Here is a 23370-nt window from a genome sequence, read left to right on the forward strand (position 1 = left end):
GATGAAAGCCCCGCCCTTCGCCTATCACCGCCCCACGACCCGCGAGGAGCTCGCCGGGCTCCTGGCGTCGCTGGACAACGCCAAGGTCCTGGCCGGCGGGCAATCGCTCATGCCGATGCTGAATCTGAGGCTGCTGTTTCCCGACCACCTCATCGACATCAACCGCGTCGAGGGCCTGGCCGGCGTGCGGCGAGAGGGCGACGCCGTCGTGATCGGCGCGATGACCCGCCAGAGCGACCTCCTGGCCTCGCCCATCGTGCGGGAGCGCCTGCCCGCGCTGGCCGAGGCGCTCGCCCATGTCGGCCACATGCAGACGCGCTCGCGCGGCACCATCGGGGGCAGCTGCTGCCATCTCGACCCCTCGGCCGAGCAGCCCGCCATGGCGGTGCTGCATGACGCGGCCTTCGAGGTCGCCGGCGCCCGCGGCCGCAGGACCGTGCCCGCCGCCGACTGGTGCGCCGGGATGCTGCAATCGGCGCTCGAGGACGACGAATATCTCGAGGCGATCCGGTTCGAGCCCTGGCGGCCGGGCTCCGGCCACGGCTTCGCCGAATACGCCCGCCGCCATGGCGACTTCGCCATCGTCGGCTGCGGCGCGCTCCTCGATGCGGACGCGGCCGGGCGCATCGCCCGCGCCGCCGTCGTGATCTTCGGGGTGGAGCCCTCGCCCGTGCGCCTCAGGGCCGCCGAGGCCGCGCTCGTCGGCCAGCCGGCCGATGCGCTTGATCCGGCCCCCGTGCTGGCCGCCGCGGAGGCGCTCGACGCCATGGACGACGTCCACGTCACCGCCGCCTACCGGCGCAGGCTCGCCGTCGCCATGGCGAAACGCGCGCTGGGCGACGCCGTCCGGCGCCTGACGAAGGACCGGACATGACCCCCGCCGGAGCGCGCGACGCGCGCGTGATCGCGCTCACCCTCAATGGCCGCCCCGTGGCGCACGCCGCCGAGCCGCGCCTGCACCTCGGCGACTTCCTGCGCCATGCGGCGGGCCTCACCGGCACGCATATCGGCTGCGAGCACGGGGTCTGCGGCAGCTGCACCGTCATCGTCGACGGCCGCCCGGTGCGGTCCTGCCTCATGCTCGCCGTCCAGGCCGAGGGATGCGTCGTCGAGACCGTCGAGGGCCTCGCCGGCGCCGACGGCGCCCTGTCGCCGCTGCAGCGGGCTTTTTCGGACAACCACGCCCTGCAGTGCGGCTTCTGCACGCCCGGCATGCTGATGACCCTGGAGGCGCTCCTGCGCGAGACGCCCCGCCCCACCGAGGAGGAGATCCGGGTCGCCATCTCGGGGAACATCTGCCGCTGCACCGGCTACCAGGGCATCGTCGACGCGGCCCTCGCCGCCGCCGACGCCCGGACCGACGGAAAGGGCGCCGGCCGATGAGCGCGCGCTATTTCGGGGCCGCGGTGGCGCGGCTGGAGGATCCCCGGCTCGTTTCCGGCCAGGGCCGCTTCGTCGACGACCTTCACCCCGCCGGGCTTCTGCACGCCGCCTTCGTGCGCTCCCAGACCGCGCACGCCCGCATCCTCTCGGTCGACGTCGCCGCGGCGGCGGCCATGCCGGGCGTCGCGGGCGTCTTCGTGATGGGCGATTTCGCCGCCATCGCGGCCGGCCCCATGCCGGCGCTGGCGCCGCATCCGCTGCTGAAGACGCCCCTCACCTATCATCCGCTCGCCGTGGACGAGGTGCGCCATGTCGGCGAGGCGATCGCGATCGTGGTGGCCGAGAGCCGCGGCCTCGCCGAGGACGCCGCCGCGGCCGTCATGGTCGAGATGGAGATGCTCCCCGCCATCGCGGACGCTGTCGCGGCGCTGGAGCCGGGCGCTCCCCTGGCGCACGCCGGCCGCGACGGCAACCTCGCCGCCACCCTGAAGGCGAGCTTCGGCGACCCCGACGGCGTCTTCGCCCGCGCAGACCATGTCGTCACCGAGACCATCGTCACCCATCGCGGCGGCTGCCACTCCATGGAGTGTCGCGGCGTCCTCGCCATGTCGGATCCGCTGGGGGACGAACTGACCGTCTACACCTCGTCCCAGTCGCCCTTCCTGGTGCGCCGCCTTCTGGCGGCCTATCTGGGCCGGGACGAAAGCGGCGTGCGCGTCGTCGCGCCGGACGTCGGCGGCGGCTTCGGGCCGAAGGCCAACGTCTACCCGGAGGAGTTCGCCACCGCCCTGGCCGCCCTGAAGCTCGGCCGGCCGGTGAAGTGGATCGAGGATCGCCAGGAGCACTTCCTCGCCACCACCCAGCAGCGCGACCAGATCTGGACCGTGGACGTCGCCTTCACGGCCGAGGGACGCATGCTGGGGCTGCGCGGGCGCGGCGTCCACGACAACGGCGCCTATGCGCCCTACGGTCTGATCCTCGCCGCCAACGCGCTCGGCTGCTTTCCTGGCCCCTATGCGTTCGAGGCGCTCGACGTCTCCCTGGACGTCGTGCTCACCAACATGGTCCCGACCACGCCGGTGCGCGGCGCGTCGCGGCCCACCATCGCCTTCGTGCTGGAGCGCATGGCCGACCGCGTCGCCGCGCATCTCGGGATCCCCCGCGAAGAGGTGCGGCGGCGCAGCTTCGTGCGCGCCGACCAGATGCCCTACGTCACGGGCGGCAAGGCGCGCGACGGCTCGCCCAGCTCCTATGACAGCGGCGACTACCGCCGCGCGCTCGACCTCGTGCTGGAGAAGATCGACGCCGCCGGCTTCCCGGCGCGGAGGGAGGAGGCCCGCCGCCGCGGCAAGCTCCTCGGCCTCGGCATGGCCTCCTGCGTGGAGGACACCGGGCTCGGCCCCTTCGAGGGCGCCACCGTGCGGGTCACGCCGGCCGGCAAGGTCGTCATCGCCACGGGCGCGTCGAGCCAGGGCCAGGGGCACCGCACCGTGTTCGCGCAGATCGCCGCCGACGCGCTCGGCGTCGACATCGCGGACGTTCTCGTCGAGGCGGCCGACACGGCCCGTTTCCCCCTCGGCATCTCGACGATCGCCAGCCGCATCGCCGTCACGGCCGGATCCTCGGTCGAGATGGCGGCCCAGAAGGTGCGGGCCAAGGCGATGCGCTTCGCCGCCCACCGGCTGGAGGCCGGCGAGCAGGACCTGGAGCTCGCCGACGGCGTCGTGAGCGTGAAGGGCGTGCCCGGCCTCGGGGTCGCGCTGGCCGACATCGCCAAGGCGCTGGCCGGCGCGCCGGGCCTCGGCATGCCCTACGGGCTGGAGCCGGACCTCGCCGCCACCGCCTATTTCGAATCCGAGGGGCTCACCTTCTCCTACGGGTCGAACGCCTGCGAGGTCGAGATCGACCCCGACACGGGCGACGTGCGCGTCGTCCGCTACGTCGTGGCGCATGACTGCGGCCGGCTCATCAACCCGCAGATCGTGGACGGCCAGATCATCGGCGGGGTGGTTCACGGCATCGGCAACGCGCTGTTCGAGCGCATGATCCACGACGCCGAGGGCCAGCCCCTCACCACCACCTACGCCGACTACCTGCTTCCGATCGCGACCGAGACGCCGCGCATCGAGATCCACCACATCGAGACGCCTTCCCCGCGCAATCCGCTCGGCGTGAAGGGCGCGGGCGAGGGCGGCACGATCCCGGCCGCCGCCTGCGTGATCTCCGCCGTCGAGAATGCGCTGGGTCCGTCCGCGCCCTTCATGGGCGCCCATCCGATCGCCCCGCAGGACGTGGCGGCTCTGCTCGACACACGACAATGACGCCGGGCCGGGCATAGCCCCGGCCGGCGCAGGGAGGGGACCACCATGAACGTCGCGCCGCAACACCCGATCGCATCGGTGCAGTCGGGCCTCCGGCTGGACCGGCTGCCGATCTCCAGCTTTCATCGGCGGATCTTCTGGCTCATCGGGGCCGGGATGTTCTTCGACGGCTACGACCTCTATGTCGGCGCGAGCGTGCTCGGGTCGACGGTCGCGAGCGGCTTCTCGACGCTGGCGCAAAACGCCCAGTTCGTGTCGATGACCTTCGTCGGCATGACCATCGGGGCGTTCATCGCCGGCTTCCTGGGCGACGCCTATGGCCGGCGCTTCACCTACCAGACCAACCTCTTGATCTTCGGCGTGGCCTCGCTGGCGGCCGCATTCGCCCCCAACATGGACTGGCTGATCGCGGCGCGCTTCCTGATGGGGCTCGGGCTCGGCGCGGAGATCGTGGTCGGCTATTCGACCCTCTCGGAGTTCGTGCCGCCGGCCAAGCGCGGCAAGTGGCTGTCCTTCATGGCCATGGTGGTCGTCAGCGGCCTGCCGGTGACGACGCTGCTCGGGGCCGTGGTGATCCCGATGTTCGGCTGGCGCCCGATGTTCGCGATCGCCGGCGTCGGCGCGCTCGTGGTCTGGCAGATGCGCAAGTCCATGCCGGAATCGCCGCGCTGGCTGGAGTCCAAGGGCCGCATCGAGGAGGCCGAGGAGCTCGTCTCGTCCATCGAGCGGGAGTCCGGCGTCGCCGAGCGTCCGATCCTGCCCGCGCCCGCCCCGGCCCGGCAGGCCGCGGCCGGCGACCTCTTCGGGGCCAAGCTCTTCCCCCGCATGGTCGTGGGCTCGGTGGTGCTGATCGTCATCAACACGCTGATCTTCGGCTTCGTGACCTGGCTGCCGACCTTCTTCGTCCAGCAGGGCCTGACGCTCGTCCGCTCCTTCAACTACACGGTGGCGATCTCGCTGGCCGCCCCGATCGGCTGCGCCATGGGGGCGTTCCTGGCCGACCGCCTCGGCCGCAAGCCGACCATCATCGGCGCCTCCGTGGTGGCGATCCTGTTCGGGGCGCTCTACCCCTATGCGCTGAACCCGGTGTTCCTCATCCCGACCGGCTTCGTGCTGCTGCTGGCCATCTATGTGCTGGTGGCGCTGCTCTACGGCGTCTACACGCCCGAGCTGTTCCCCACCGAGGTGCGCCTGCGGGCCAACGGCATCTGCAACATGCTGGGCCGCGGGGCGACCATCGTCTCCCCCTTCATCGTGGTGGCGCTGTTCAAGGGCTACGGGGTTTCGGGCGTGACCACCTTCATGATCGGCCTGCTCGCCGTCCAGATCGCCGTGGTGGCGCTCTGGGGCATCGAGCCCGCCCGGCGGGGCCTCGAAGAGGTCGCCTGACCCAGGGACGATCGCCCCTGCGGGCGATCCAGCGCCCTCCTTCGCGGGGGGGCGCTTTCCCATGTGCGAACTCACGCGATAGTGGTGGTCGACGGGCGAAGGAGTGAATAGGCTGCCGCCCGCAGGGATACCCCCGTCGTCTGGACGCCGGGCAAGAAGGAGGACATGACGATGAAGCATTCGACGATCCGGGGCGCGGCGCGCCTGATCGGGGCCGCCGCATTCGCGACGCTGCTCGCCGGGTCCGCCATGGCGGCCACCCCCAAGGACACGCTGGTCGTGGTCTGGGCCTTCGACGACACCATCACCATGGACCCCGCCGAATCCTTCGAGATCTCCGCCGGCGAGTTCATGGGCAATTCCTATGACCGCCTGCTGCGCTACGATGTGGAGGATCCCTCCAAGCTCCTTCCCGACCTCGCCAAGTCCTGGACGGTCTCGCCCGACGGCAAGACCTTCACGTTCGAGCTCCGCGACGGCGCCAAATTCGCCTCCGGCAATCCGGTCACCGCGGAGGACGTCGCCTTCTCGCTCCAGCGCGCCGTCATCCTCGACAAGACGCCGGCCTTCATCCTCACGCAGTTCGGCCTGACCAAGGACAACGTGAAGGACAAGGTGAAGGCCGCCGGCCCGCTCACCGTGACGCTGGAGACCGACAAGTCCTACGCGCCGAGCTTCGTCCTCAACTGCATGACGGCCAACGTCGCCGCCATCCTGGACAAGAAGCTCGTGATGTCGAAGGAGCAGAACGGCGACCTCGGCTACGCCTGGCTCAAGACCAACTACGCCGGCTCCGGCCCGCTGAAGATCCGCGAGTGGCGCGCCAACGAGATCCTGGCGCTCGAGCGCAACGACAACTACTACGGCGAGAAGTCCAAGCTCGCCCGCGTCATCTACCGCCACGTCAAGGAGGCGGCCACGCAGCGCCTGCTGCTGGAGAAGGGCGACGCCGACATCGCCCGCAACCTGACCCCGCAGGACCTCGACGCGCTGAAGGCCAACAAGGACATCAAGGAGACGGGCACGCCCAAGGGCACCGTCTACTATATCAGCCTCAACCAGAAGAACCCGAACCTCGCCAAGCCCGAGGTGCGCCAGGCCATGAAGTGGCTGGTCGACTACGACGCCATCGGCGACACGCTGATCAAGAACATCGGCATCGTTCACCAGAACTTCCTGCCGGTCGGCCTGCTCGGCGCATCGACCGAGAAGCCCTTCAAGCTGGACGTCGACAAGGCCAAGGGCCTGCTCGCCAAGGCCGGGCTGCCGAACGGCTTCAAGGTCACCATGGACGTGCGCACCGTCCAGCCCGTGCAGGGCATCGCCGAGGCGGTGCAGCAGACCGCTAAGCGCGCCGGCATCGACATCGAGATCATCCCGGGCGACGGCAAGCAGACGCTGACCAAATACCGCGCCCGCACGCATGACATGTATATCGGCCAGTGGGGCGCGGATTACTGGGACCCCCACACCAACGCCGACACCTTCGTGCGCAACCCTGACAATTCTGACGACGCCAAGTCCAAGCCGCTCGCCTGGCGCAACGCCTGGGCGATCCCGGAGCTCACCAAGAAGGCCGACGCGGCCGCCCTCGAGCGCGACACCGAGAAGCGCAAGGGCATGTACGAGGAGATGCAGGCGGAGTTCCGCGAGACCAGCCCCTTCGTGCTGATCTACCAGATGAACGAAGTGGCCGCCTATCGCAGCAACGTGACGGGCCTGAAGATCGGCCCGACCTCGGACGCCACCTACATGTTCAAGGTCAGCAAGCAGTAAGGCGTCATGGCCCTCGCGGAACGAACCACCGGAGGCGGGCGCCGAAACGCCCGCCTTCTGCATAGGGCCGACGCCGTCGGCCGCTTCCTGCTGGTCATCGTCCTCACCTATCTGGGCCTCTTGGCGGTCACCTTCTTCATCGGCCGCGTCATCCCGATCGACCCCGTGCTGGCCGTCGTGGGCGACCGCGCGCCCGAGCACGTGATCGCGCGGGTGCGGGAGGAGATGGGGCTGAACAAGCCGCTCTGGGAGCAGTTCTTCATCTATTGCCGCAAGGTGCTGCAGGGCGATTTCGGCACGTCCATCCTCACCTCCAATCCGGTGATGCAGGACATCCGCCGCGCCTTCCCGGCCACCATCGAACTCGCCACGCTGGGCACCCTCATGGGGGCGGGCCTCGGCGTGCCGCTCGGCGTCTGGGCGGCCGTGCGCCGCGGCGGGCTGGCCGACCAGCTCGTCCGCGTCATGGGCCTGATCGGCTACTCGGTGCCGATCTTCTGGCTGGGGCTGATGGCGCTGCTCGTCTTCTACGCCAGGCTCGGATGGGTCGGCGGCCCCGGCCGCATCGACGTCGCCTACGAATACACGCTGACGCCCGTGACGGGCTTCATGCTGCTCGACACCGCGATGGCGGGCGAGTGGGAGGCCTTCGGGAACGCCTTCTCCCATCTCATCCTGCCCGCCTCGCTGCTCGGCTATTTCTCGCTCGCCTATATCAGCCGGATGACCCGCTCCTTCATGCTGAACGAGCTGAACCAGGAATATGTCGTCGCCGCCCGGGCCAAGGGGCTCACGGAGACGCGCATCATCTGGCGCCATGCGCTGCGCAACGCCATGGTGCCGCTCGTCACCGTGATCGCGCTCTCCTATGCGGGGCTGCTCGAGGGCTCCGTGCTGACCGAGACCGTGTTCGCCTGGCCGGGGCTCGGCCTCTACATCACGAACTCGCTGCAGAACGCCGACATGAACGCGGTGCTGGGCGGCACCATCGTGGTGGGATCGATCTTCATCGGCCTGAACCTGCTGTCGGACATCCTCTACCGGCTCCTCGATCCCAGGACCAAGACCCGATGAGCGCGCTGGACGCCTCCCTCCGCCAAGGCTGGCGCGAATGGCTGATGTCGGACCGGCCGCAGTCGCGCCGCCAGGCCGCGCTAGGCCGCGCCTATGGGGCGTGGCGCACCTTCGCCCGCAACCGGCTGGCCATGCTGGGCCTGGCCATCGTGATCGCGCTGCTGCTCGTGGCGCTGTTCGCCGACCAGCTCGCCCCCTCCTCGCCCTATGTGGGCGACCTGCGGACGACGCGCCTGCTTCCGCCGTCCTGGGCCCACTGGTTCGGCACGGACGACCAGGGCCGCGACATCCTCTCGCGCATCATCTACGGCTCGCGCATCACCCTCTTCGTGGTGGTGCTCGTCGCGATCCTGGCGGCGCCGATCGGCCTCATGGTCGGGACGGTCGCCGGCTATTCGGGAGGGCTGGTCGATGCGGCGCTGATGCGCATCACCGACATCGTCCTGGCCTTCCCGCGCCTTATCCTGGCGCTGGCCTTCGTGGCCGCGCTGGGGCCCGGCATCGAGAACGCCGTCATCGCCATCGCGATCACCTCCTGGCCGCCCTATGCGCGCATCGCCCGCGCCGAGACGCTGACGATCCGGCAGGCCGACTACATCGCCGCCGTCAAGCTCATGGGCGCCTCGCCCTGGCGCATCGTGCTGCGCCACATCATGCCGCTGTGCGTCTCCTCCGTGATCGTGCGCGTGACGCTCGACATGGCGGGAATCATCCTCACCGCGGCGGGGCTCGGATTCCTCGGCCTCGGAGCCCAGCCGCCGACGCCCGAATGGGGCGCGATGATCGCCAATGGCCGCCTCTACGTGCTGGACCAGTGGTGGGTCGCCGCCGCCCCGGGCGCGGCCATCTTCGTGGTCAGCCTCGCCTTCAACCTGCTCGGCGACGGCCTGCGCGACGCCCTCGACCCCAAGGGGGTGAAATGAGCGGCCCCGGCGCCCCCGACATGCTGGTCGTCGACGACCTGCGCGTGTCCTTCCCCAACCGCGACGGCGGCATGACCGAGGCCGTGCGCGGCGTCTCCTTCAGGCTGGGCCGCGAGCGGCTCGGCATCGTGGGCGAGTCCGGCTCGGGCAAGTCGCAGACCGGCCGCGCCATCCTGGGCCTCACCGCCCCGGAGGGCCGCGTCACCGCCAAGAGGCTCGAATTCGACGGCATCGATCTCCTGAAGAGCTCCAGCCGGCAGCGACGCAGCCTGCGCGGCGGCCGCATCGCCATGGTGCTGCAGGACCCGAAATTCTCCCTCAACCCGGTGATGAGCATCGGCGACCAGATCGTCGAGACGCTGGACGCCCACGCCAGGGTGTCGCGCGGCGAGGCCCGCGAGCGGGCCATGGAGACGCTGCGGCAGGTGCAGATCGACGATCCCGCCCGCGTGTTCGACCTCTACCCGCACGAGGTCTCCGGCGGCATGGGCCAGCGCGCCATGATCGCCATGATGCTGATCGCCGACCCCGACCTGCTGATCGCCGACGAGCCCACCTCGGCGCTGGACGTCACCGTGCAGCTGCAGGTGCTGGCCATCCTCGACCGGCTGGTCGCCGACAGGGGCATGGGCCTGATCTTCATCTCCCACGACCTGAGGCTCGTCTCGACCTTCTGCGACCGCATCCTGGTGATGTACGCCGGCAAGGTCGTCGAGGAGGTGTCGGCCGGCGGCCTTCGCGACGCCCGCCATCCCTACACCCGCGGCCTCGTGAACTGCCTGCCGCGGCTGGGCGAGGACCGGCATCCGCTGCCCACTTTGGACCGCAGGCCGGAGTGGGCGCTGTGACCGCCCGTCCGTCCGCGGCCGGCCTCGCCATCGAGGGCCTGCGCGTCGTCTTCGACGAGTTCGTCGCGGTCGACGATGTGTCGCTGAGGGTCGAGCCGGGCCAGAGCTACGGCGTCGTCGGCGAATCCGGGTCCGGCAAGTCGACCATCCTGCGCGCCGTCTGCGGACTGGCCCCGATGTCGGCCGGGACCGTGTCGCTCATCGCGCCTCCCGGCGAGCCCTCGGGCGCGCTGCCGGCCCCCGGCTCGCGCGAGTTCCGCCGGCGCGTGCAGATGGTGTTCCAGGATCCCTACGGCTCCCTTCACCCGCGCCAGACGGTCGACCGCATCCTGGCCGAGCCGCTCGCCATCCACAGCATCGGCGAAGCCGAGACCCGGATCGAGCGCGCCCTCGACGAGGTCGGCCTCGGCAAGGGCTTCCGCTTCCGCTATCCGCACCAGCTCTCGGGCGGCCAGCGCCAGCGCGTCGCGATCGCGCGCGCGCTGATCCTGGAGCCGCAGATCCTGCTGCTCGACGAGCCCACCTCGGCGCTGGACGCCTCCGTGCAGGCGGAGGTGCTGAACCTGCTGGAGGAGATGCGCCGCCGCCACGGGCTCACCTTCGTGATGGTCAGCCACGACCTGGCGGTGGTCACCCACATGTGCGAGCGCCTCATGGTGATGCAGCGCGGGCGGCGGGTGGAGGAGCTTTCGTCCGGCGACCTCGCCCATCGCCGCGTGGCGGACCCCTACACCAGGCGCCTGATGCAGGCCTCGGAGGGGTTCAGGCGCGGCGCCGCTCCGCCCATCGAGCCGGCTTGACACCCGGGCCGCGCTCGCCCTGAATGGCCGCATGGGGACTGCGATCTCCCCACGAGGCGCCAGCCGAAGCATCGCGTCCAGGTCGTCCGATTCCGGCGGCCGCCATCCAGGACGCACGCGCCATGTCTTCCATCAGCACCATCTCCGCAGACAAGCTCGCCCGCCTCATCGGCACGCCCCGCTGCCCGGTCCTCGTCGATGTTCGGACGCCCGAGGACTTCGCCGTGGAACCCTGGCTGGTTCCCGGCTCGGTCCGACGGTCCCACGCCGAAACCGCCGACTGGTCCGGCGCCCTCGCCGGCCGGAGCGCGGTCGTGATCTGCCAGAAGGGGCTCAAGCTCAGCCACGGTGTCGCCGCCCTTCTGCGACTCGCCGGCGTCCCGGCCGAATCGCTTGAGGGCGGGACCGACCAGTGGGCCCGCTCCGCCCTGCCCCGGGTGCCGGTCTCCCGGATCCCGCCGCGCGACGCCAGGGGCCGCACGCTCTGGGTGACGCGCGAGCGGCCGAAGATCGACCGGATCGCCTGCCCCTGGCTGATCCGGCGCTTCGTCGACCCCGATGCGGCGTTCCTCTTCGTCAAGCCGTCCGAGGTGCTGGGCGTGGCCGACCGGTTCGGCGCCACGCCCTTCGACGTCGAGGGCGTCCATTGGAGCCACCGGGGCGAGGCGTGCACCTTCGACGCCATGGTGGAGGAATTCGGCCTCGCGACGCCGGCGCTCTCCCGGCTGGCGGCGATCGTGCGGGCCGCCGACACCGCCCGGCTCGACCTCGCCCCCGAGGCGGCCGGCCTCCTCGCCGCATCGCTCGGCCTGTCGCGCATGCACGCCGACGACCTCGCCCAGCTCGACGCCGGCCTGACGCTCTATGACGCGTTCTATCGCTGGTGCCGCGACGCGACCGAGGAAACCCACGATTGGCCCTCCAGAAAGACGGCGTCCTGACATGACCGACCTCGCCTCGCGGGTCGAGACGCCCCCCGGCGTCCCGGCTCACCCGTCGTTCCGGCAGGCGGCCCGGGTGTGGGCGCGGGTGGCCGCGCTCTCCTTCGGGGGGCCGGCCGGACAGATCGCCGTCATGCACCGCATCCTGGTGGAGGAGCTGCGCTGGATCTCCGAGAACCGGTTCCTGCACGCGCTCAACTACTGCATGCTGCTGCCCGGGCCCGAAGCCCAGCAGCTCGCCACCTATGTGGGCTGGCTCCTGCACGGCGCCCGCGGCGGCGTCCTGGCCGGAGGGCTGTTCATCCTGCCCGGCGTGGTCGCCATCATGGCGCTCAGCATGGTCTACGCCGCGTTCGGCAATGTCGGCGTGGTCACCGCCCTCTTCTTCGGCCTGAAGGCAGCGGTGCTCGCCATCGTCATCCAGGCCGTGATCCGGGTCGCCGGGCGTGCCCTGAAGAACCGCGTGATGCTGGCCATCGCGGCGGCCTCCTTCGTGGCGATCTTCTTCCTGTCCACCCCCTTCCCGGTCATCGTCCTGGGAGCGGGCCTCATCGGCTATGCGGGCGGGCGCGCCGGCCTCCCGCACTTCGCCGTGGGCGGCGGCCACGGCGCCTCGGGCCCCGCCAGGAGTGTGGGACCGAGCCTGCTCGACGACGATTCGCCGGACCTCGCGAACCCGAGCCGGGCCGGCGCGTTCGCGGCGGCGGCCGTGTGGTTGGCGCTCTGGCTCGTTCCCGTCGCGCTCCTCCTCCTGACGCTGGGTCCCGGCCACGTGTTCAGCCAGATCGCCGTGTTCTTCAGCAAGATGGCGATGGTCACCTTCGGCGGCGCCTATGCGGCGCTGGCCTATGTGGCGCAGCAGGCGGTCGAATCCTTCGGCTGGCTCGCGCCCGGCGAGATGCTGGACGGGCTGGGCATGGCCGAGACGACGCCCGGCCCGCTCATCATGGTGCTGCAGTTCGTCGGCTTCCTGGCGGCCTACCGCGACCCGGGCGCCCTGCCCCCGATGCTCGCCGGCGCGCTGGGCGGGCTCCTCACCACATGGGTGACCTTCACCCCGTGCTTCCTGTGGATCTTTCTCGGGGCGCCCTATGTCGAGGTGCTGCGGGGCGACAAGGCGCTCACCGGCGCCCTGTCGGCGATCACGGCCTCGGTGGTCGGGGTCATCCTGAATCTCGCGATCTGGTTCGCGATCCACACCGTCTTTCGCCAGACCCGTCCCGTCTCCTTCGGCTGGGGCGCCTTCGAGGCGCCGGTCCTGGCCAGCGTCGATCCCTGGGCGCTGGCCCTGTCGGTCGCGGCGGCGGTCGCGGTGTTCCGCTTCAAGGCCGGCATGCTGACGACCCTGGCGGCCTGCTCGGCGGCGGGCGTGGCGCTCTACCTCGCCCGCCTGGCGACGTGACGCGGCGCGGCTGACGCGGCTACGGGAAAGCACGATCCGCAAAGCGCCCATCTCGCGCGCCGGGACGGGCGCGGGCATGATCCTCATGTCGCCGACGGGGGCGTAGGCGACGCCAGGAGCGACCGACGGGCTCGGGGGCCTTCGGTCGCTCCTCCTCGTGTTCAGGATCCGTGATGAACGTCCAGTACATGGATTGGCTCGACCGTCCCGCCGTGGCCTTCGCGGGATCGCGATACGTGCTCGCCGATAAGGGCCTCCCCTGGACCCGCCTCACCCACGCCGCCGCGCTCGACGCAGCGCCCCTGTCCGAGGACGCGTTCCGGGCCCGCTTCGGCGACTGGGACCTGCCGCCGCTGCCGCGACGCGGCGGGCCCTGCTTCCACCGGACAGCCGGGCCGGCCTGACGCCGGGCCCATGGTCCGCGATCCGTCTGCTCCTCTCAGCGCCAGTATTCGAAGTGCTTCGCGAGGTGCGCGCGAGCGCTTCGGGGTCATTCGGGTGGTCTGATCTGCCTCAAGGGAACCATCGCCCAGCAAATATCGTTTCGACATTGGGAAAACGGCAAGAACTATACAAGAATGTAATCTTATACCGCTCCGCCCCGGAGGACGCACACATGAGTTTCTCTCGAATTTTCACCACGTTCTCGACGAACGTAGCAAAGGCTACCGGGAAGCCCATCACGTTCGTGCTCTGCCTCGTCGCCATTTTGGCCTGGGGAGCGTCAGGCCCGCTGTTTCACTTCTCCGACACGTGGCAGCTCGTCATCAATACGAGCACGACCATCGTCACCTTCCTGCAGGTCTTCCTCATCCAGAACACGCAGAACCGCGACGGCGCGGCGCTGCAGGCCAAGCTCGACGAACTCATCCGGGTCGGCGCCGCCCAGAACCGCTATATCGGCATCGAGCGGCTGACCGAGGAGGAGCTCGAGGAGCTGCGCAGCCGCTGTGAAACAAGGGCGCGCGCCGACCGGCTGTCGGACGCGGCCGAGGCGGCCAACGAGGCCGAGCGGCGCGTCGCCAGGCGCGCGGCCGAAGCGGCCGAGGAGGCCGTCTCCTAGGGCCGGACGCCCCGCCCCGTCAGGCCGCCGGCGCGGGCCGGATCGCCAGGCGCCTCTCCACGATGCGCGCCAGCAGGCTCGCCCCGACCGGCAGGATCCCGTCATCCAGCACGAAGGAGGGATTGTGGACCGGCGTGTCGCCGGCGTGCCCGACCCAGCAATAGGCGCCGGGAACGACGCGCAGCATGTCGGCGAAATCCTCGCTGCCCATCATCGGCCGCGCCTCCGTCAGCACGCCTGCGTCCCCGACGATCTCGCGAGCCGCCTCGGCCGCCGCCGCCGCATGCTCCTCGTGATTGACCAGGACGTCGAAGATCGAGCGGATGTCGACGTCGATCTCGACGCCGTAGCTCAGCGCCACGCCGGCCGCGATCTCGCGCGTGCGCTTGCGGACCATCTCGGCCAGCGCCGGCGAGAAGGTCCGGATCGTGCCGGCCAGGGCTGCCTCCTCCGGGATCACGTTATAGGCCGATCCGGCATGGATCTGCGTGATCGACAGCACCGCCGCCTCCAGCGGATTGGCGTTGCGGCTGACGATCGTCTGCAGCGCGCCGGCCAGCGTGATGGCGGCCACCACCGGGTCGTTGCCCATATGCGGCATGGCGCCGTGGCTGCCGCGCCCCCGGACCCTGATGTCGAAGAAGTCGGCGCCCGCCATGGCGGGGCCGGGAAAGACCGAGATCTGGCCCGGCGCGAGGTTGGGCGCGTTGTGCAGGCCGTAGATTTCGTCGCAGGGGAAGCGCTCGAACAGGCCGTCGGCCAGCATGGCGCGCGCGCCGCCCAGGCCCTCTTCGGCCGGCTGGAAGACGAACACGGCCGTGCCGGGAAAGTCGCGGGTCTCGGCGAGATAGCGCGCCGCCCCGAGGAGCATGGTCGTGTGACCGTCATGGCCGCAGCCATGGAAGCGGCCCGGAACGGTTGAGCGGAACGGCAGGTTGGTGGTCTCGTCCATCGGCAGCGCGTCCATGTCGGCGCGCAGCCCGATCCGTCGGCCCGGCCCGCCGCGGCCCTGGAGCACGCCCACGACGCCGGTGCGGCCGACCCCGCGATGCACCTCGACGCCCCAGGAGGCGAGCTTCTCGGCGACGACGCCCGAGGTCCGGACCTCCTCGAAGCCGATCTCCGGATGGGCGTGCAGGTCGCGGCGGATGGCGGTGAGTTCGTCGGCGAAAGCCTGGATGCGGGGCAAGGCGGGCAAGGCGGACTCCTGCGGGAATCGAAACGATCCGCCGAACGCTAACCGAAAAAGCCGCCTCGCGCCGCGCCTCGATGCATACGGGCGCAGCCGGAACCCGAGACGTACGCCCGGGGCCCTTCGCTCGCGAGGGGGGGGCGCCGTGTGGGCGGCCTACTCCGCCCGGCCCGTCATCTGGGCGCGGCCGGTCAGCTGGGCGCGGCCGGTCAGTTGCGCCCGCCCCGTCAGCTGGGCCCGGCCGGTCAGCTGGGCGCGCGCCGTGACGCCGTCTTCGGAGAGCTCCGGCGTGAGCAGGATGTCGGCGAGCGTCCCGGCGACGCTGTCGAGCCGCACCGAGTGGTCGTCCTTGTCATGCGCCCACATCGAGACATTGTTGGCGAAGACGTCGCTCTTGAGCTCGATCCCGACCAGGCCGAGGTCGATCGGATCCTGGCCGGGCGTGACGGCCTTTCCTTCGCCCTGCACCTTGAAGATGCTGGGCGCGGCGAGCTTGTAATACTGGCCCTCGAAGCTGAATCCGTAGATGCGGGCCAGGACGGCGCCGCCCTTCGCGCTGTCCCCCTCGACCTTCAGGTCGGTCATCTTGCGCCCGAACAGGCGGATCACCGAACTGGCCAGCAAGGTCTCATTCAAGTCCGCCATGCGCCCCTCCTCTGCTCGCGTCCAAGCCGTCCCGACCGCCCCCTGGGCCGCCGCTCTGATTCCGCCGCGACAGCGCAGCCTGGACCGGACGGCCCCCGGCGCGTGTGAAGCAGCTCACACTCACGCCGGGCGCCGATGCTCGGCCCGGATGATCTGGCCCAGCCCGGCGGCGTGCAGGCCCTCATGGTGGCGGCCCGGCGGGCAGCACGCCGCGCGGCGCAGCGCCCGCACCCGCCCGACCTGTTCGGCGAAGGGCGCGCCGGCCTTGTAGCGTTGCGCCCGGGCCAGCAGGGCCAGCGCCTCCGCGCGCCGGGTCCGTTCCGGCTCGATCCCGCGCCAGCGCAGGTTCTCGGCCAGCATGTCGGCCGCGTAAGGCGAGACCAGCTCGGCCGCGACGTCCAGCAGGACGCCGGCGACGTGGCCATAGGTGAGATCCTCGATCTCGACCCGGTTCAGCATTTCGCCCAGGACCCGGCCCACGACGTCGCGGGCGTCCAGGAGGGCGGCGCGGAACGCGCCTCGCAGGCTCTCCAGCCGGGTCCCGAAGGCGGCGGCGAGCGCGTCCATCGCCTGGTCGACCTCGTCCCGGTCCCACCCGCGCGCATCGAGGTCGGGCCCGATCACACCTGCGGAGACCAGGTTGTCCTGGTAGAGGTCGATCAGGAAATCGAACAGCGCGCCGGTCAGCGGCTGGGCCAGCGCGTGGGCGTTGCGCCCGCGGCCCGAAGGGTCGATCCACTCGCCGTCCGGCCCGATGCGCAGGTCGGCGACGTCGCTCATCCGGGTCAGGTTGTCGGCGATGCGGATCTGCTGCGCCCCCGAGAGCTCGCCGATGCGGTTGCTGTCGTTGAGCACATAAAGGTTGCCGTTGGTCTGCGTCAGCACATGCGAGACCACCGCCTGGAAATGCAGGGCGGTCAGCATGGCCGTGAGGTCGGAGACCGACTCGTGGAAGGCCAGGAAGTCGGGCGTCACGCGCCCCGATTCGGGCGTGCCCAGTTCGGCGAACAGCACCGTGTGCCCGGTCTCGTGAGCGACGACGTCGAGATTGAGGCAGAACAGGCGCAGGTCGCCCTCGTCGTTCACCTGGCGCCCCATCTCCATGAAGCCCGGCCCGGACTGCGCGTTGGCCCATTCGACCAGCGGCGTCAGTTCGACCCGCTCGTCGCCGACGAGGTCCAGCCAGCGCACGGGATGGCCGAGATATTTCTCCCAGACGTCGAGGGTCAGCCGGACGCAGCCATAGAGATGCGCTTGCAGGAACTGCTGGGTGTCGACCGGGATGGAGGCGAAGTCGCCATTGGCGTCCGGCCAGGCCGGCGGCCGGACCGGTCCGCGATAGGGCGGGGTCGAGATCGGCGGATCGTAGGGCGCCTTGTCGATGGCGTCGACCACTACGAGCCGCTGGTCCGATGGGCCGGGCCCGACCGTGCCGGCGAGCGGCGACACCTCGATCAGCTCCGGCTCCGGATAGGCGTCGGTCGCCTGAGGAAACAACCGGAACAGCGTTCCTCGCATCTCAGCCCCCGTCCGCCCCGCCCGGCGTTTCGCGGCCGGCGAGGTCGAGATGGTACATTCTCCACAGGGCGCGCGCAAAGGCCTGCTCGCTGGGATAGCACAGGCGCTCCGCCGCCTTCGCGAGCGGCTCCAAGGCGAGCCCCGCATCGTCGATCAGGCCGCGCCTTTCGGCGATGGCGCGCAGCTGGCGCGACTCCGGGTCCGGGGCCGGCGGCGTCCCGGCCAGGAGCGCCGCGCGCCGCCGCGCGCCTTCCAGCGCCGACGCGAAGTCGCCCGCGATGCGAAGATGGTCGATCGCCTCGCGCGGACCAGCCGGCGTCACATGCACGCCGCCGCGGCGGGCCACGCGGTCGAAGAGCGCGGTCAGCCCCGCCTCGTCGAGGCCGTTCGCCGCCATCCAGTCGAGCAGCGCCGCGCGCGAATCCAGCCCGCGCCGCCGGCGCCAGTCGTGGAAGACGAGCCGGGCCTCTCGGCCTGACGCGCCGTCGCGCCCGGCCGCCCGGCACAGGCCGGCCCAGCGGTCCGGATCGAGCTGCAGGTCGTCGACGACGAGCGCCTCGTCCGGCGTGAGCGCGGCCGCGCGGCGGGCGGCCTCGTCCGCCACGAAGGCCTCCCAGACGCCCGAGCGCTGGAAGACGAAGCCGGGCGGCGCGGGCGCCTTGCCGCTCGCCAGCCAGGCCTCCATCCGGGCGATGAGCGCGAGGGCGTCGCGGCGCTTCTGCGATTCGAAGGAAGTCCGCCACCAGGCCAGGAGCCGGGCCGCGACGGCGTCGGTCAGCACGCCCGCCTCCATGACGGCCTCGACGCTGCGCTCGCCATAGGGCGTCTCGCGCAGCCGCGCGGCCAGCCGGTCGCGGTCCGCGGCGCCGATCTCGCCCGCCGCCTCGGCCTCCGCAAGCCCCTGCCGCAAGTCGACCAACGCATCGCTGAGCCGCAGGAACCCCGTCTCGGGCGGCCCATGCAGCACGGCGACCTCGTCGTCGTTCTCGAAGTCGTCCCCGAATGGCGCGTAGCGCCCGGCGGCGAAGCCCTCGAACACGCGGCCGACCCCGACCATGCCGAAGTCCTGCAGCTCGCAGGCGCGCAGCGCCCCCATGCTGGCGGCGCCGAACACCGCGACGCCCTCCGACATCGCCCACAGGATCTCGCGGTGCCACACGGACGGGACCTGGTGGAAATAGCCGTCCACGAGGCCCACCGCGCGCGGCCGATGGTCCAGCACCGCGCGGTAGAGATCCCCCTGGGCGGCCGGCGGGAGCACGCGCAGGCGGGTCCGTTCCCGGGCCTCCTCGGCCGCCAGGGTCGGCCCCAGGAAGATGAGCCCGCTCATGCGCCGGCGCCTTCGCCCGGCGTTCCCGCCCGGAGCCGCGCTCGCGCCGCGCGCTCGCCCCCGGGCCGCCCGGGCTCCTCGCCGGTGAGCGGCGATTCCAGCCCCGGCGCGATCGCCCGCACCACCGGCAGGCCGAGATCGGCGCGGGTGAGGTCGACATAGAGCACGCGGCCGAGCCCCGCGCAGGCCAGCCGGTCGACCGCGACCTCCAGGTCGCGGGCCACGCTGTCGGTGGACAGGTCCCGCCTCGCGTCCGGCGGGGCGTCGGCCCGCCCCTCCATCCAGAGCCGGCTGGCGCGGCGCCGGTTGGTCCGCGCCGTCTCCTCGTAGAGGGCGGGCGCGAAGTCGTCGCGCGCCCCCGCGATCCAGGTGGTGCGCGCCTGCGCCGCCTCGGTGAGGGCCCGCGTCATCGCCACGGCCGGGCTCGGATGGCACCCCGCTCCGATCTCCGGGTCGGTGGCGGTCGCCGCCATGTCCGCCGCGAGGCACAGATAGGCCGGCAGTCCGACGTCGGACGTCACGTCCCAGAGGCGGACGGCCACGCCGGCCCCTGCGAAGCGCTCCAGCAGCCAACGGCAGCCCGGATCGCGGATCGCGGCGAGGTCGAGCGACGGCTCGCTATGGCCGCCGCGCACCCGCCAGAGCGACACGGCGTCCCGCTCCACCAGCTCGTAGAGGCCGTGCGCGAGCGCCTCGGCGACGCTGTTGCCGGACGCCAGTCCGTTGGTGTGGGCCTCGAAGAAGCGCCCGGCGCGTTCCCCCGCCGCGGGGGTGTAGTCGGCCGAGACCACCTCGAGCGGGACCAGCGCTTCGGCCCCGGTCGCGACGTCGCGCGCCGCGATCCAGGGGATCGGCTGGTCGGCGTCGAACGCCCTGTCGAGCGGCAGCCCGCGCCAGACGCAGTCGAACCCGGCGGCCTCCAGGTCGCGCGCCCGCGCCATCCGGCACGGCTGCAGCACCGTTTCGGCGTGGAAGGTCTCGCAGGCCTCCATGAAGGCGGAGGTCTTCGCCGCCGCCAGCGTCAGGCCCTTGCCCTGGAACACCGCGATCGAGCGCGAGTTCGGGCGCGCCGCGAAGCACACCGGGATCCCCAGCGTGTCCAGGCCGGTGATCACGCCCACGCGGGTGACGCCCATGCGCCGCGCCAGCGGAGCGAAGCGCGCGTAGGTCTCCTCCGGGCTGCGCAGCCGATGCGCCCCGGCCGTGTAGGCCTTGGCGTGCGCGACGTCCGCCGGAAGCCCCGCGAGACGCCGCGCCGCGCTCACGCGCCGGCTCCGTCGAGGACCGGGTGCGCCGCGCGGATCTCCGCGGGGCCGAGCCCCGCCGCCACGGCGGCCACGAAGGCCTGCGCCGCGCGGACGTCCGCCTTGGCCCGCCATTCGGCCGGTCCGTCCAGATAGGGGCCGAGCAGCGCCGCCGCCGCGTCACGGTCGCCCAGCGTCAGCCGGAGCCGGGCGAGGCTGAGCGCGGCGCGCACCGCCAGCGCCCGCGCGGCCTGCGCCTCGGCGAGCGCCAGCGCCTCGCGCAGCGTGGCCTCGGCCTGGGCCGCTCCCGCGCCGGTGCGCTCGAGCAGTTCGCCGATGCGGCGCAGCACCTCCGGCATCCAGATGCGCAACCCGGCCGCCTGCGCGACCTCGCGCATGGATTCCAGTTCGGCCAGGGCCTCCTGCGGGCGGCCGGCCAGCTCGAGGATCTCGGCCAGCATGCAGGTGTAGATCGGGAAGTCCTCGGAGGTGCCGCTCTCCTTCTGCTGCGCCAGCCCCTCCGTCAGCATGGCGAGGCCGGTCGCGGGGTCGCCGCCCAGCGCGGTGGTCCAGCCGAGGAAGATGCGCCCCTTGGACAGGTGGTCGGAAAAGCCCTTCTCCTCCGCGAGCCGCAGCATGGTCGCGGCGCGATCGCGCACCGCCGGGATGTCGCGCCGGTAGGCGCTGTGCATGACGGCGATGTCGATGCAATGGCTGTAGCTGCCGTCGTGGTCGAGTTCGGCCGCCCACGCCATGGCGAGGCGCTCCTGCTCGACCGCCTTCTCCGGCGCGCCCTGCAGCCAGTAGACCAGGGCCCGCTCGCCCAGCGCGCACACCTTGGCGTCGTGATTGCCGTAGAGGGTGGCGTGGTGGCGGTAGTCGCCGGCCTCGTAGATGGCCAGCCCCTTCTCGATGTGCTCGCAGCAGGCCTCGAACTGGGCCAGCCCGAAATAGCTGCCCCAGCCGCAATGATGCGCCTGCAGCAGCAGCTCGGAGTCGGACCGGGCCCTGGCGCGCTGGAGCAGCGCCTCGAAGCGCCGGGTCTTGTCGTTGTAGTCCTCCGACATGCGCCACCAGCCCCAATAGACCGGGTAGTGCGAGCGCGATTCGGGCAGCTTCTGGCAGGTCTGGTAGGCGCTGGTGTAGACGTCCTCGACCTCCAGCGAGCCCGGGCCCTTCAGCGAGATGAGGGCAGGCCCGAGCAGGACCAGCACCTTCAGGCGCTGCTCCAGATGCGCCGGCTCGTCGGGCAGATGCCCGAGCGCCTCCAGGCAGCGCTGCAGCTGGTTGACCGCCTCCGCCAAGGCCGAGCGCTTCAGGCTGCGCTCCGCCGCGCTGAGCCAGCACGCGACCGCCGGCTCGAACAGGCACGCCTCGGTGAGATGGTGAGCCAGCATCTCGGGCTGCTCGCGCTCGACCTGCGGGGTGATGCGCCGGATCTCCCGGGCCGCGATGGCGTGCAGGTGGCGGCGACGGTCCCGCAGCAGAGTCCGGTAGGCCGCGTCCTGCACCAGCGCGTGCTTGAAGCTGTAGACGCGCTCGCCCTGGTCCTCGTCCTCGAAGAGCAAGCCGGAGGAGAGCAGCGCCCCCAGCCCGGCGCGCAGGTCGGCGACCTCGTTCGCCGCCACGGCCTCCAGCAGCGAGCACCGGAAGGAGCGGCCCAGCACGGCGCCGATCTGCGCCAGCGCCTTGCCCTCGCCGGCCTGGTCCAGGCGCGCCACCAGGATCTCGTGCAGCGAGTCCGGGATGGCCGGCATGGTGGGCGCGACGAAGCGCCCCGCGCCGGCGGCGTCCTCCACGGCGTCCAGCACAGTGCTGGTGAACTCCTCCAGGAACAGCGGGATGCCGTCCGTCTTGCTGACGATCTGCGCCTCGAACACGGGATCGAGCCGCCGCTCGCCCAGCACCGTGTGGATGAGCTCGCGGGCGTGCTCGGGCAGCAGGCGCCCCTGCCGGATCACCGGCAGTCCCGACTGCTCGATCCAGTCCGCCTGCTCGTCCTCGCGGCAGGTGACGATCAGCATGATGCGGCGCCCGGCGATCCGCGGGATGACGTGCTCCAGCAGGTCCAGCGAGGTCGGGTCCAGCCAGTGCAGGTCCTCCACGACGATCAGCAGCGGCGTGACGTCGGCGTGGCGCTGCATCTGTTCGCCCAGCAGGGCGAAGATCTGGTCGCGGACCTGACGGGGCGTGAGGTCCGGATCCAGCGTGTGGTCGAGCGGAATGGAGAGCAGGTCGGCCAGGACGGTGGCGCCCTCGCGCCGTTCGTCCTCGTCGCCCCGGATCAGCATCTCCAGCTTGCGCCGGCGGACCGCGGCGTCGTCGCCCCGCCGGATGGAGGCCGATCGGGTCAGGAACTCGATGACCGGGTAGAGCGGGCTCTGGGTCGCGAAGGGGCTGGCCGTGTAGCGGTGCACCTCCGCCTCGACGCCCTCGATGGCCTGCGCGAAATGCTCCACGACGCGCGACTTTCCGATGCCGGCCTCGCCCACGATCACCAGGCCGCCGCCCTCGCCGACGAGGCACCGCTTCCAGCGCGTCCGGATCACGTCGAGCTCGGCCGTGCGGTTGACGAGCGGGATGGCGCGACGCCCCCGGCGGGCCCGGAGCCGGTTGGGCACGCGCCGCTCGCCGCGCACCCGCCACAGCGCCGTCTCGGCCGAGAACCCCTTGAAGATCTGCCGGCCCAGGAACTCGCAGGCGAAGACGCCGCGCACGAGCCGGCACGTGCTCTCCGCCAGCAGCACCTCGTCCGGATGGGCGGCGGAGTGGATGCGGGCCGCCAGGTTGGGCGTCGAACCCACGATCTCCTGGCGCTCGGGACCGCCCGGACTGAACATGTCGCCGACGATGACCACGCCGGTCGTCAGGCCGATCCGCGCCTGCAGACGGGTCCCGTCGACGGTGGGGATGTCGCCCAGACCTCGGGTGATGTCCAGCGCGGCGCGCACGGCCCGCTCCGCGTCGTTCTCATGGCCGATCGGGTAGCCGAAATAGCACAGGATGCCGTCCCCGATGAACCGCGCCACGAAGCCTTCGTAGCGGTTCACGACCTGCGTGCAGAACGCCCGGTAAGCCTGGATGATGGCGAGATAATCCTCCGTCTCGAGCCGGTTCGACAGCTGCGTGGACCCGACCAGGTCGCAGAACATCACCGTGAGGTGGCGCCGCTCCGTGGCGCTCTCGGGCTGCAGCTCAGGATGAACCGCGGCGGCATGGTCCGCCCCGCCGATGGCGGCCGCGGCGCGCAGGAGGCGCTTGCGCTGGCCCAAGGTCAGGCCCAGCTCCTTGAGATCGCCGTCGGTGATGTCGCCCAGGGTGTCGAACCCGACGTCCTGCGCGGCCAGGATGGGCGTGAGCTCGGCGAGGCCGATGTGCTCGAGCCACTCCGCGAACGATGTCAAAGGCTCGGACACTCTGGCGGGACTCGGTCTCGGGTCCGCTCAAGGATGCCCCCCGAAGGCCCCCGCCGCAAGTCCGCGCGCGCTGCAGCGCCCAAGCGTCTTGCGCAGCGCAGCATG

The 23370-nt window shown here is 71.5% G+C and carries 19 protein-coding genes; 13 read left to right on the forward strand and 6 right to left on the reverse strand.

What is annotated here, in order from left to right; genetic code table 11:
• Window position 1 precedes the first annotated feature (1 nt).
• The 13 genes from ACYVO7_RS13060 (at window position 2) to ACYVO7_RS13120 (ending at window position 13920) form a co-directional block, all read left to right on the forward strand.
• Window positions 2-874 carry an FAD binding domain-containing protein gene (locus ACYVO7_RS13060; protein WP_460450254.1) on the forward strand — a complete coding sequence of 291 codons (873 nt, stop codon included), beginning with the start codon at window positions 2-4 and terminating at the stop codon, window positions 872-874.
• Complete coding sequence (locus ACYVO7_RS13065) at window positions 871-1383, forward strand: (2Fe-2S)-binding protein (protein WP_460450255.1); 513 nt, start codon at window positions 871-873, stop codon at window positions 1381-1383. The genes ACYVO7_RS13060 and ACYVO7_RS13065 overlap by 4 nt, the downstream gene beginning before the upstream one ends.
• Window positions 1380-3704 (forward strand): molybdopterin cofactor-binding domain-containing protein, encoded by a 2325-nt coding sequence (locus ACYVO7_RS13070; RefSeq protein ID WP_460450256.1) that lies wholly within the window; start codon window positions 1380-1382, stop codon window positions 3702-3704. The genes ACYVO7_RS13065 and ACYVO7_RS13070 overlap by 4 nt, the downstream gene beginning before the upstream one ends.
• Window positions 3705-3749: 45 nt before the next feature.
• Complete coding sequence (locus ACYVO7_RS13075; protein WP_460450257.1) at window positions 3750-5093, forward strand: MFS transporter; 1344 nt, start codon at window positions 3750-3752, stop codon at window positions 5091-5093.
• A 171-nt stretch (window positions 5094-5264) separates the two neighbouring features.
• The gene (locus ACYVO7_RS13080) at window positions 5265-6869 is read left to right on the forward strand and encodes an ABC transporter substrate-binding protein (protein WP_460450258.1); all 1605 of its coding nucleotides are present in this window, start codon (window positions 5265-5267) and stop codon (window positions 6867-6869) included.
• A gap of 6 nt (window positions 6870-6875) precedes the next feature.
• Window positions 6876-7943 (forward strand): ABC transporter permease, encoded by a 1068-nt coding sequence (locus ACYVO7_RS13085; protein WP_460450259.1) that lies wholly within the window; start codon window positions 6876-6878, stop codon window positions 7941-7943.
• A complete protein-coding gene (gene nikC, locus ACYVO7_RS13090) occupies window positions 7940-8866 on the forward strand; it encodes a nickel transporter permease (protein WP_460450260.1) in 927 nt (308 codons plus the stop codon). Before ACYVO7_RS13085 ends, nikC begins: the two co-directional genes overlap by 4 nt.
• Window positions 8863-9714, forward strand: coding sequence for an ABC transporter ATP-binding protein (locus ACYVO7_RS13095; protein ID WP_460450261.1), 852 nt, complete (start codon window positions 8863-8865; stop codon window positions 9712-9714). The genes nikC and ACYVO7_RS13095 overlap by 4 nt, the downstream gene beginning before the upstream one ends.
• The gene (locus ACYVO7_RS13100; RefSeq protein ID WP_460450262.1) at window positions 9711-10514 is read left to right on the forward strand and encodes an ABC transporter ATP-binding protein; all 804 of its coding nucleotides are present in this window, start codon (window positions 9711-9713) and stop codon (window positions 10512-10514) included. Before ACYVO7_RS13095 ends, ACYVO7_RS13100 begins: the two co-directional genes overlap by 4 nt.
• A 122-nt stretch (window positions 10515-10636) precedes the next feature.
• Window positions 10637-11455, forward strand: coding sequence for a chromate resistance protein ChrB domain-containing protein (locus ACYVO7_RS13105; RefSeq protein WP_460450263.1), 819 nt, complete (start codon window positions 10637-10639; stop codon window positions 11453-11455).
• A gap of 1 nt (window position 11456) precedes the next feature.
• Complete coding sequence (chrA, locus tag ACYVO7_RS13110; protein WP_460450264.1) at window positions 11457-12857, forward strand: chromate efflux transporter; 1401 nt, start codon at window positions 11457-11459, stop codon at window positions 12855-12857.
• Between the two features lie 173 nt (window positions 12858-13030).
• The gene (locus ACYVO7_RS13115) at window positions 13031-13261 is read left to right on the forward strand and encodes a hypothetical protein (protein ID WP_460450265.1); all 231 of its coding nucleotides are present in this window, start codon (window positions 13031-13033) and stop codon (window positions 13259-13261) included.
• Between the two features lie 212 nt (window positions 13262-13473).
• On the forward strand, window positions 13474-13920 hold the full coding sequence (locus ACYVO7_RS13120) for a low affinity iron permease family protein (RefSeq protein ID WP_460450266.1): 447 nt from the start codon (window positions 13474-13476) through the stop codon (window positions 13918-13920).
• A 19-nt stretch (window positions 13921-13939) separates the two neighbouring features.
• On the opposite strand, the gene ACYVO7_RS13125 is transcribed toward ACYVO7_RS13120, so the two are convergent.
• The 6 genes from ACYVO7_RS13125 to ACYVO7_RS13150 form a co-directional block, all read right to left on the reverse strand.
• The gene (locus ACYVO7_RS13125; protein ID WP_460450267.1) at window positions 13940-15118 is read right to left on the reverse strand and encodes a M20 aminoacylase family protein; all 1179 of its coding nucleotides are present in this window, start codon (window positions 15116-15118) and stop codon (window positions 13940-13942) included.
• Window positions 15119-15268: 150 nt separating this feature from the next.
• A complete protein-coding gene (locus tag ACYVO7_RS13130) occupies window positions 15269-15757 on the reverse strand; it encodes a hypothetical protein (protein ID WP_460450268.1) in 489 nt (162 codons plus the stop codon).
• Window positions 15758-15877: 120 nt separating this feature from the next.
• On the reverse strand, window positions 15878-17275 hold the full coding sequence (locus tag ACYVO7_RS13135; protein WP_460450269.1) for a gluzincin family metallopeptidase: 1398 nt from the start codon (window positions 17273-17275) through the stop codon (window positions 15878-15880).
• Between the two features lies 1 nt (window position 17276).
• On the reverse strand, window positions 17277-18605 hold the full coding sequence (locus tag ACYVO7_RS13140; RefSeq protein WP_460450270.1) for a TfuA-like protein: 1329 nt from the start codon (window positions 18603-18605) through the stop codon (window positions 17277-17279).
• Window positions 18602-19870: a YcaO-like family protein gene (locus ACYVO7_RS13145; RefSeq protein WP_460450271.1), complete on the reverse strand. Its 1269-nt coding sequence runs from the start codon at window positions 19868-19870 to the stop codon at window positions 18602-18604. The genes ACYVO7_RS13140 and ACYVO7_RS13145 overlap by 4 nt, the downstream gene beginning before the upstream one ends.
• Window positions 19867-23265, reverse strand: a complete 3399-nt coding sequence (locus ACYVO7_RS13150; RefSeq protein WP_460450272.1) for an AAA family ATPase — start codon at window positions 23263-23265, stop codon at window positions 19867-19869. The genes ACYVO7_RS13145 and ACYVO7_RS13150 overlap by 4 nt, the downstream gene beginning before the upstream one ends.
• Window positions 23266-23370 lie beyond the last annotated feature (105 nt).

The organism is Alsobacter sp. SYSU BS001988, from assembly GCF_054796215.1.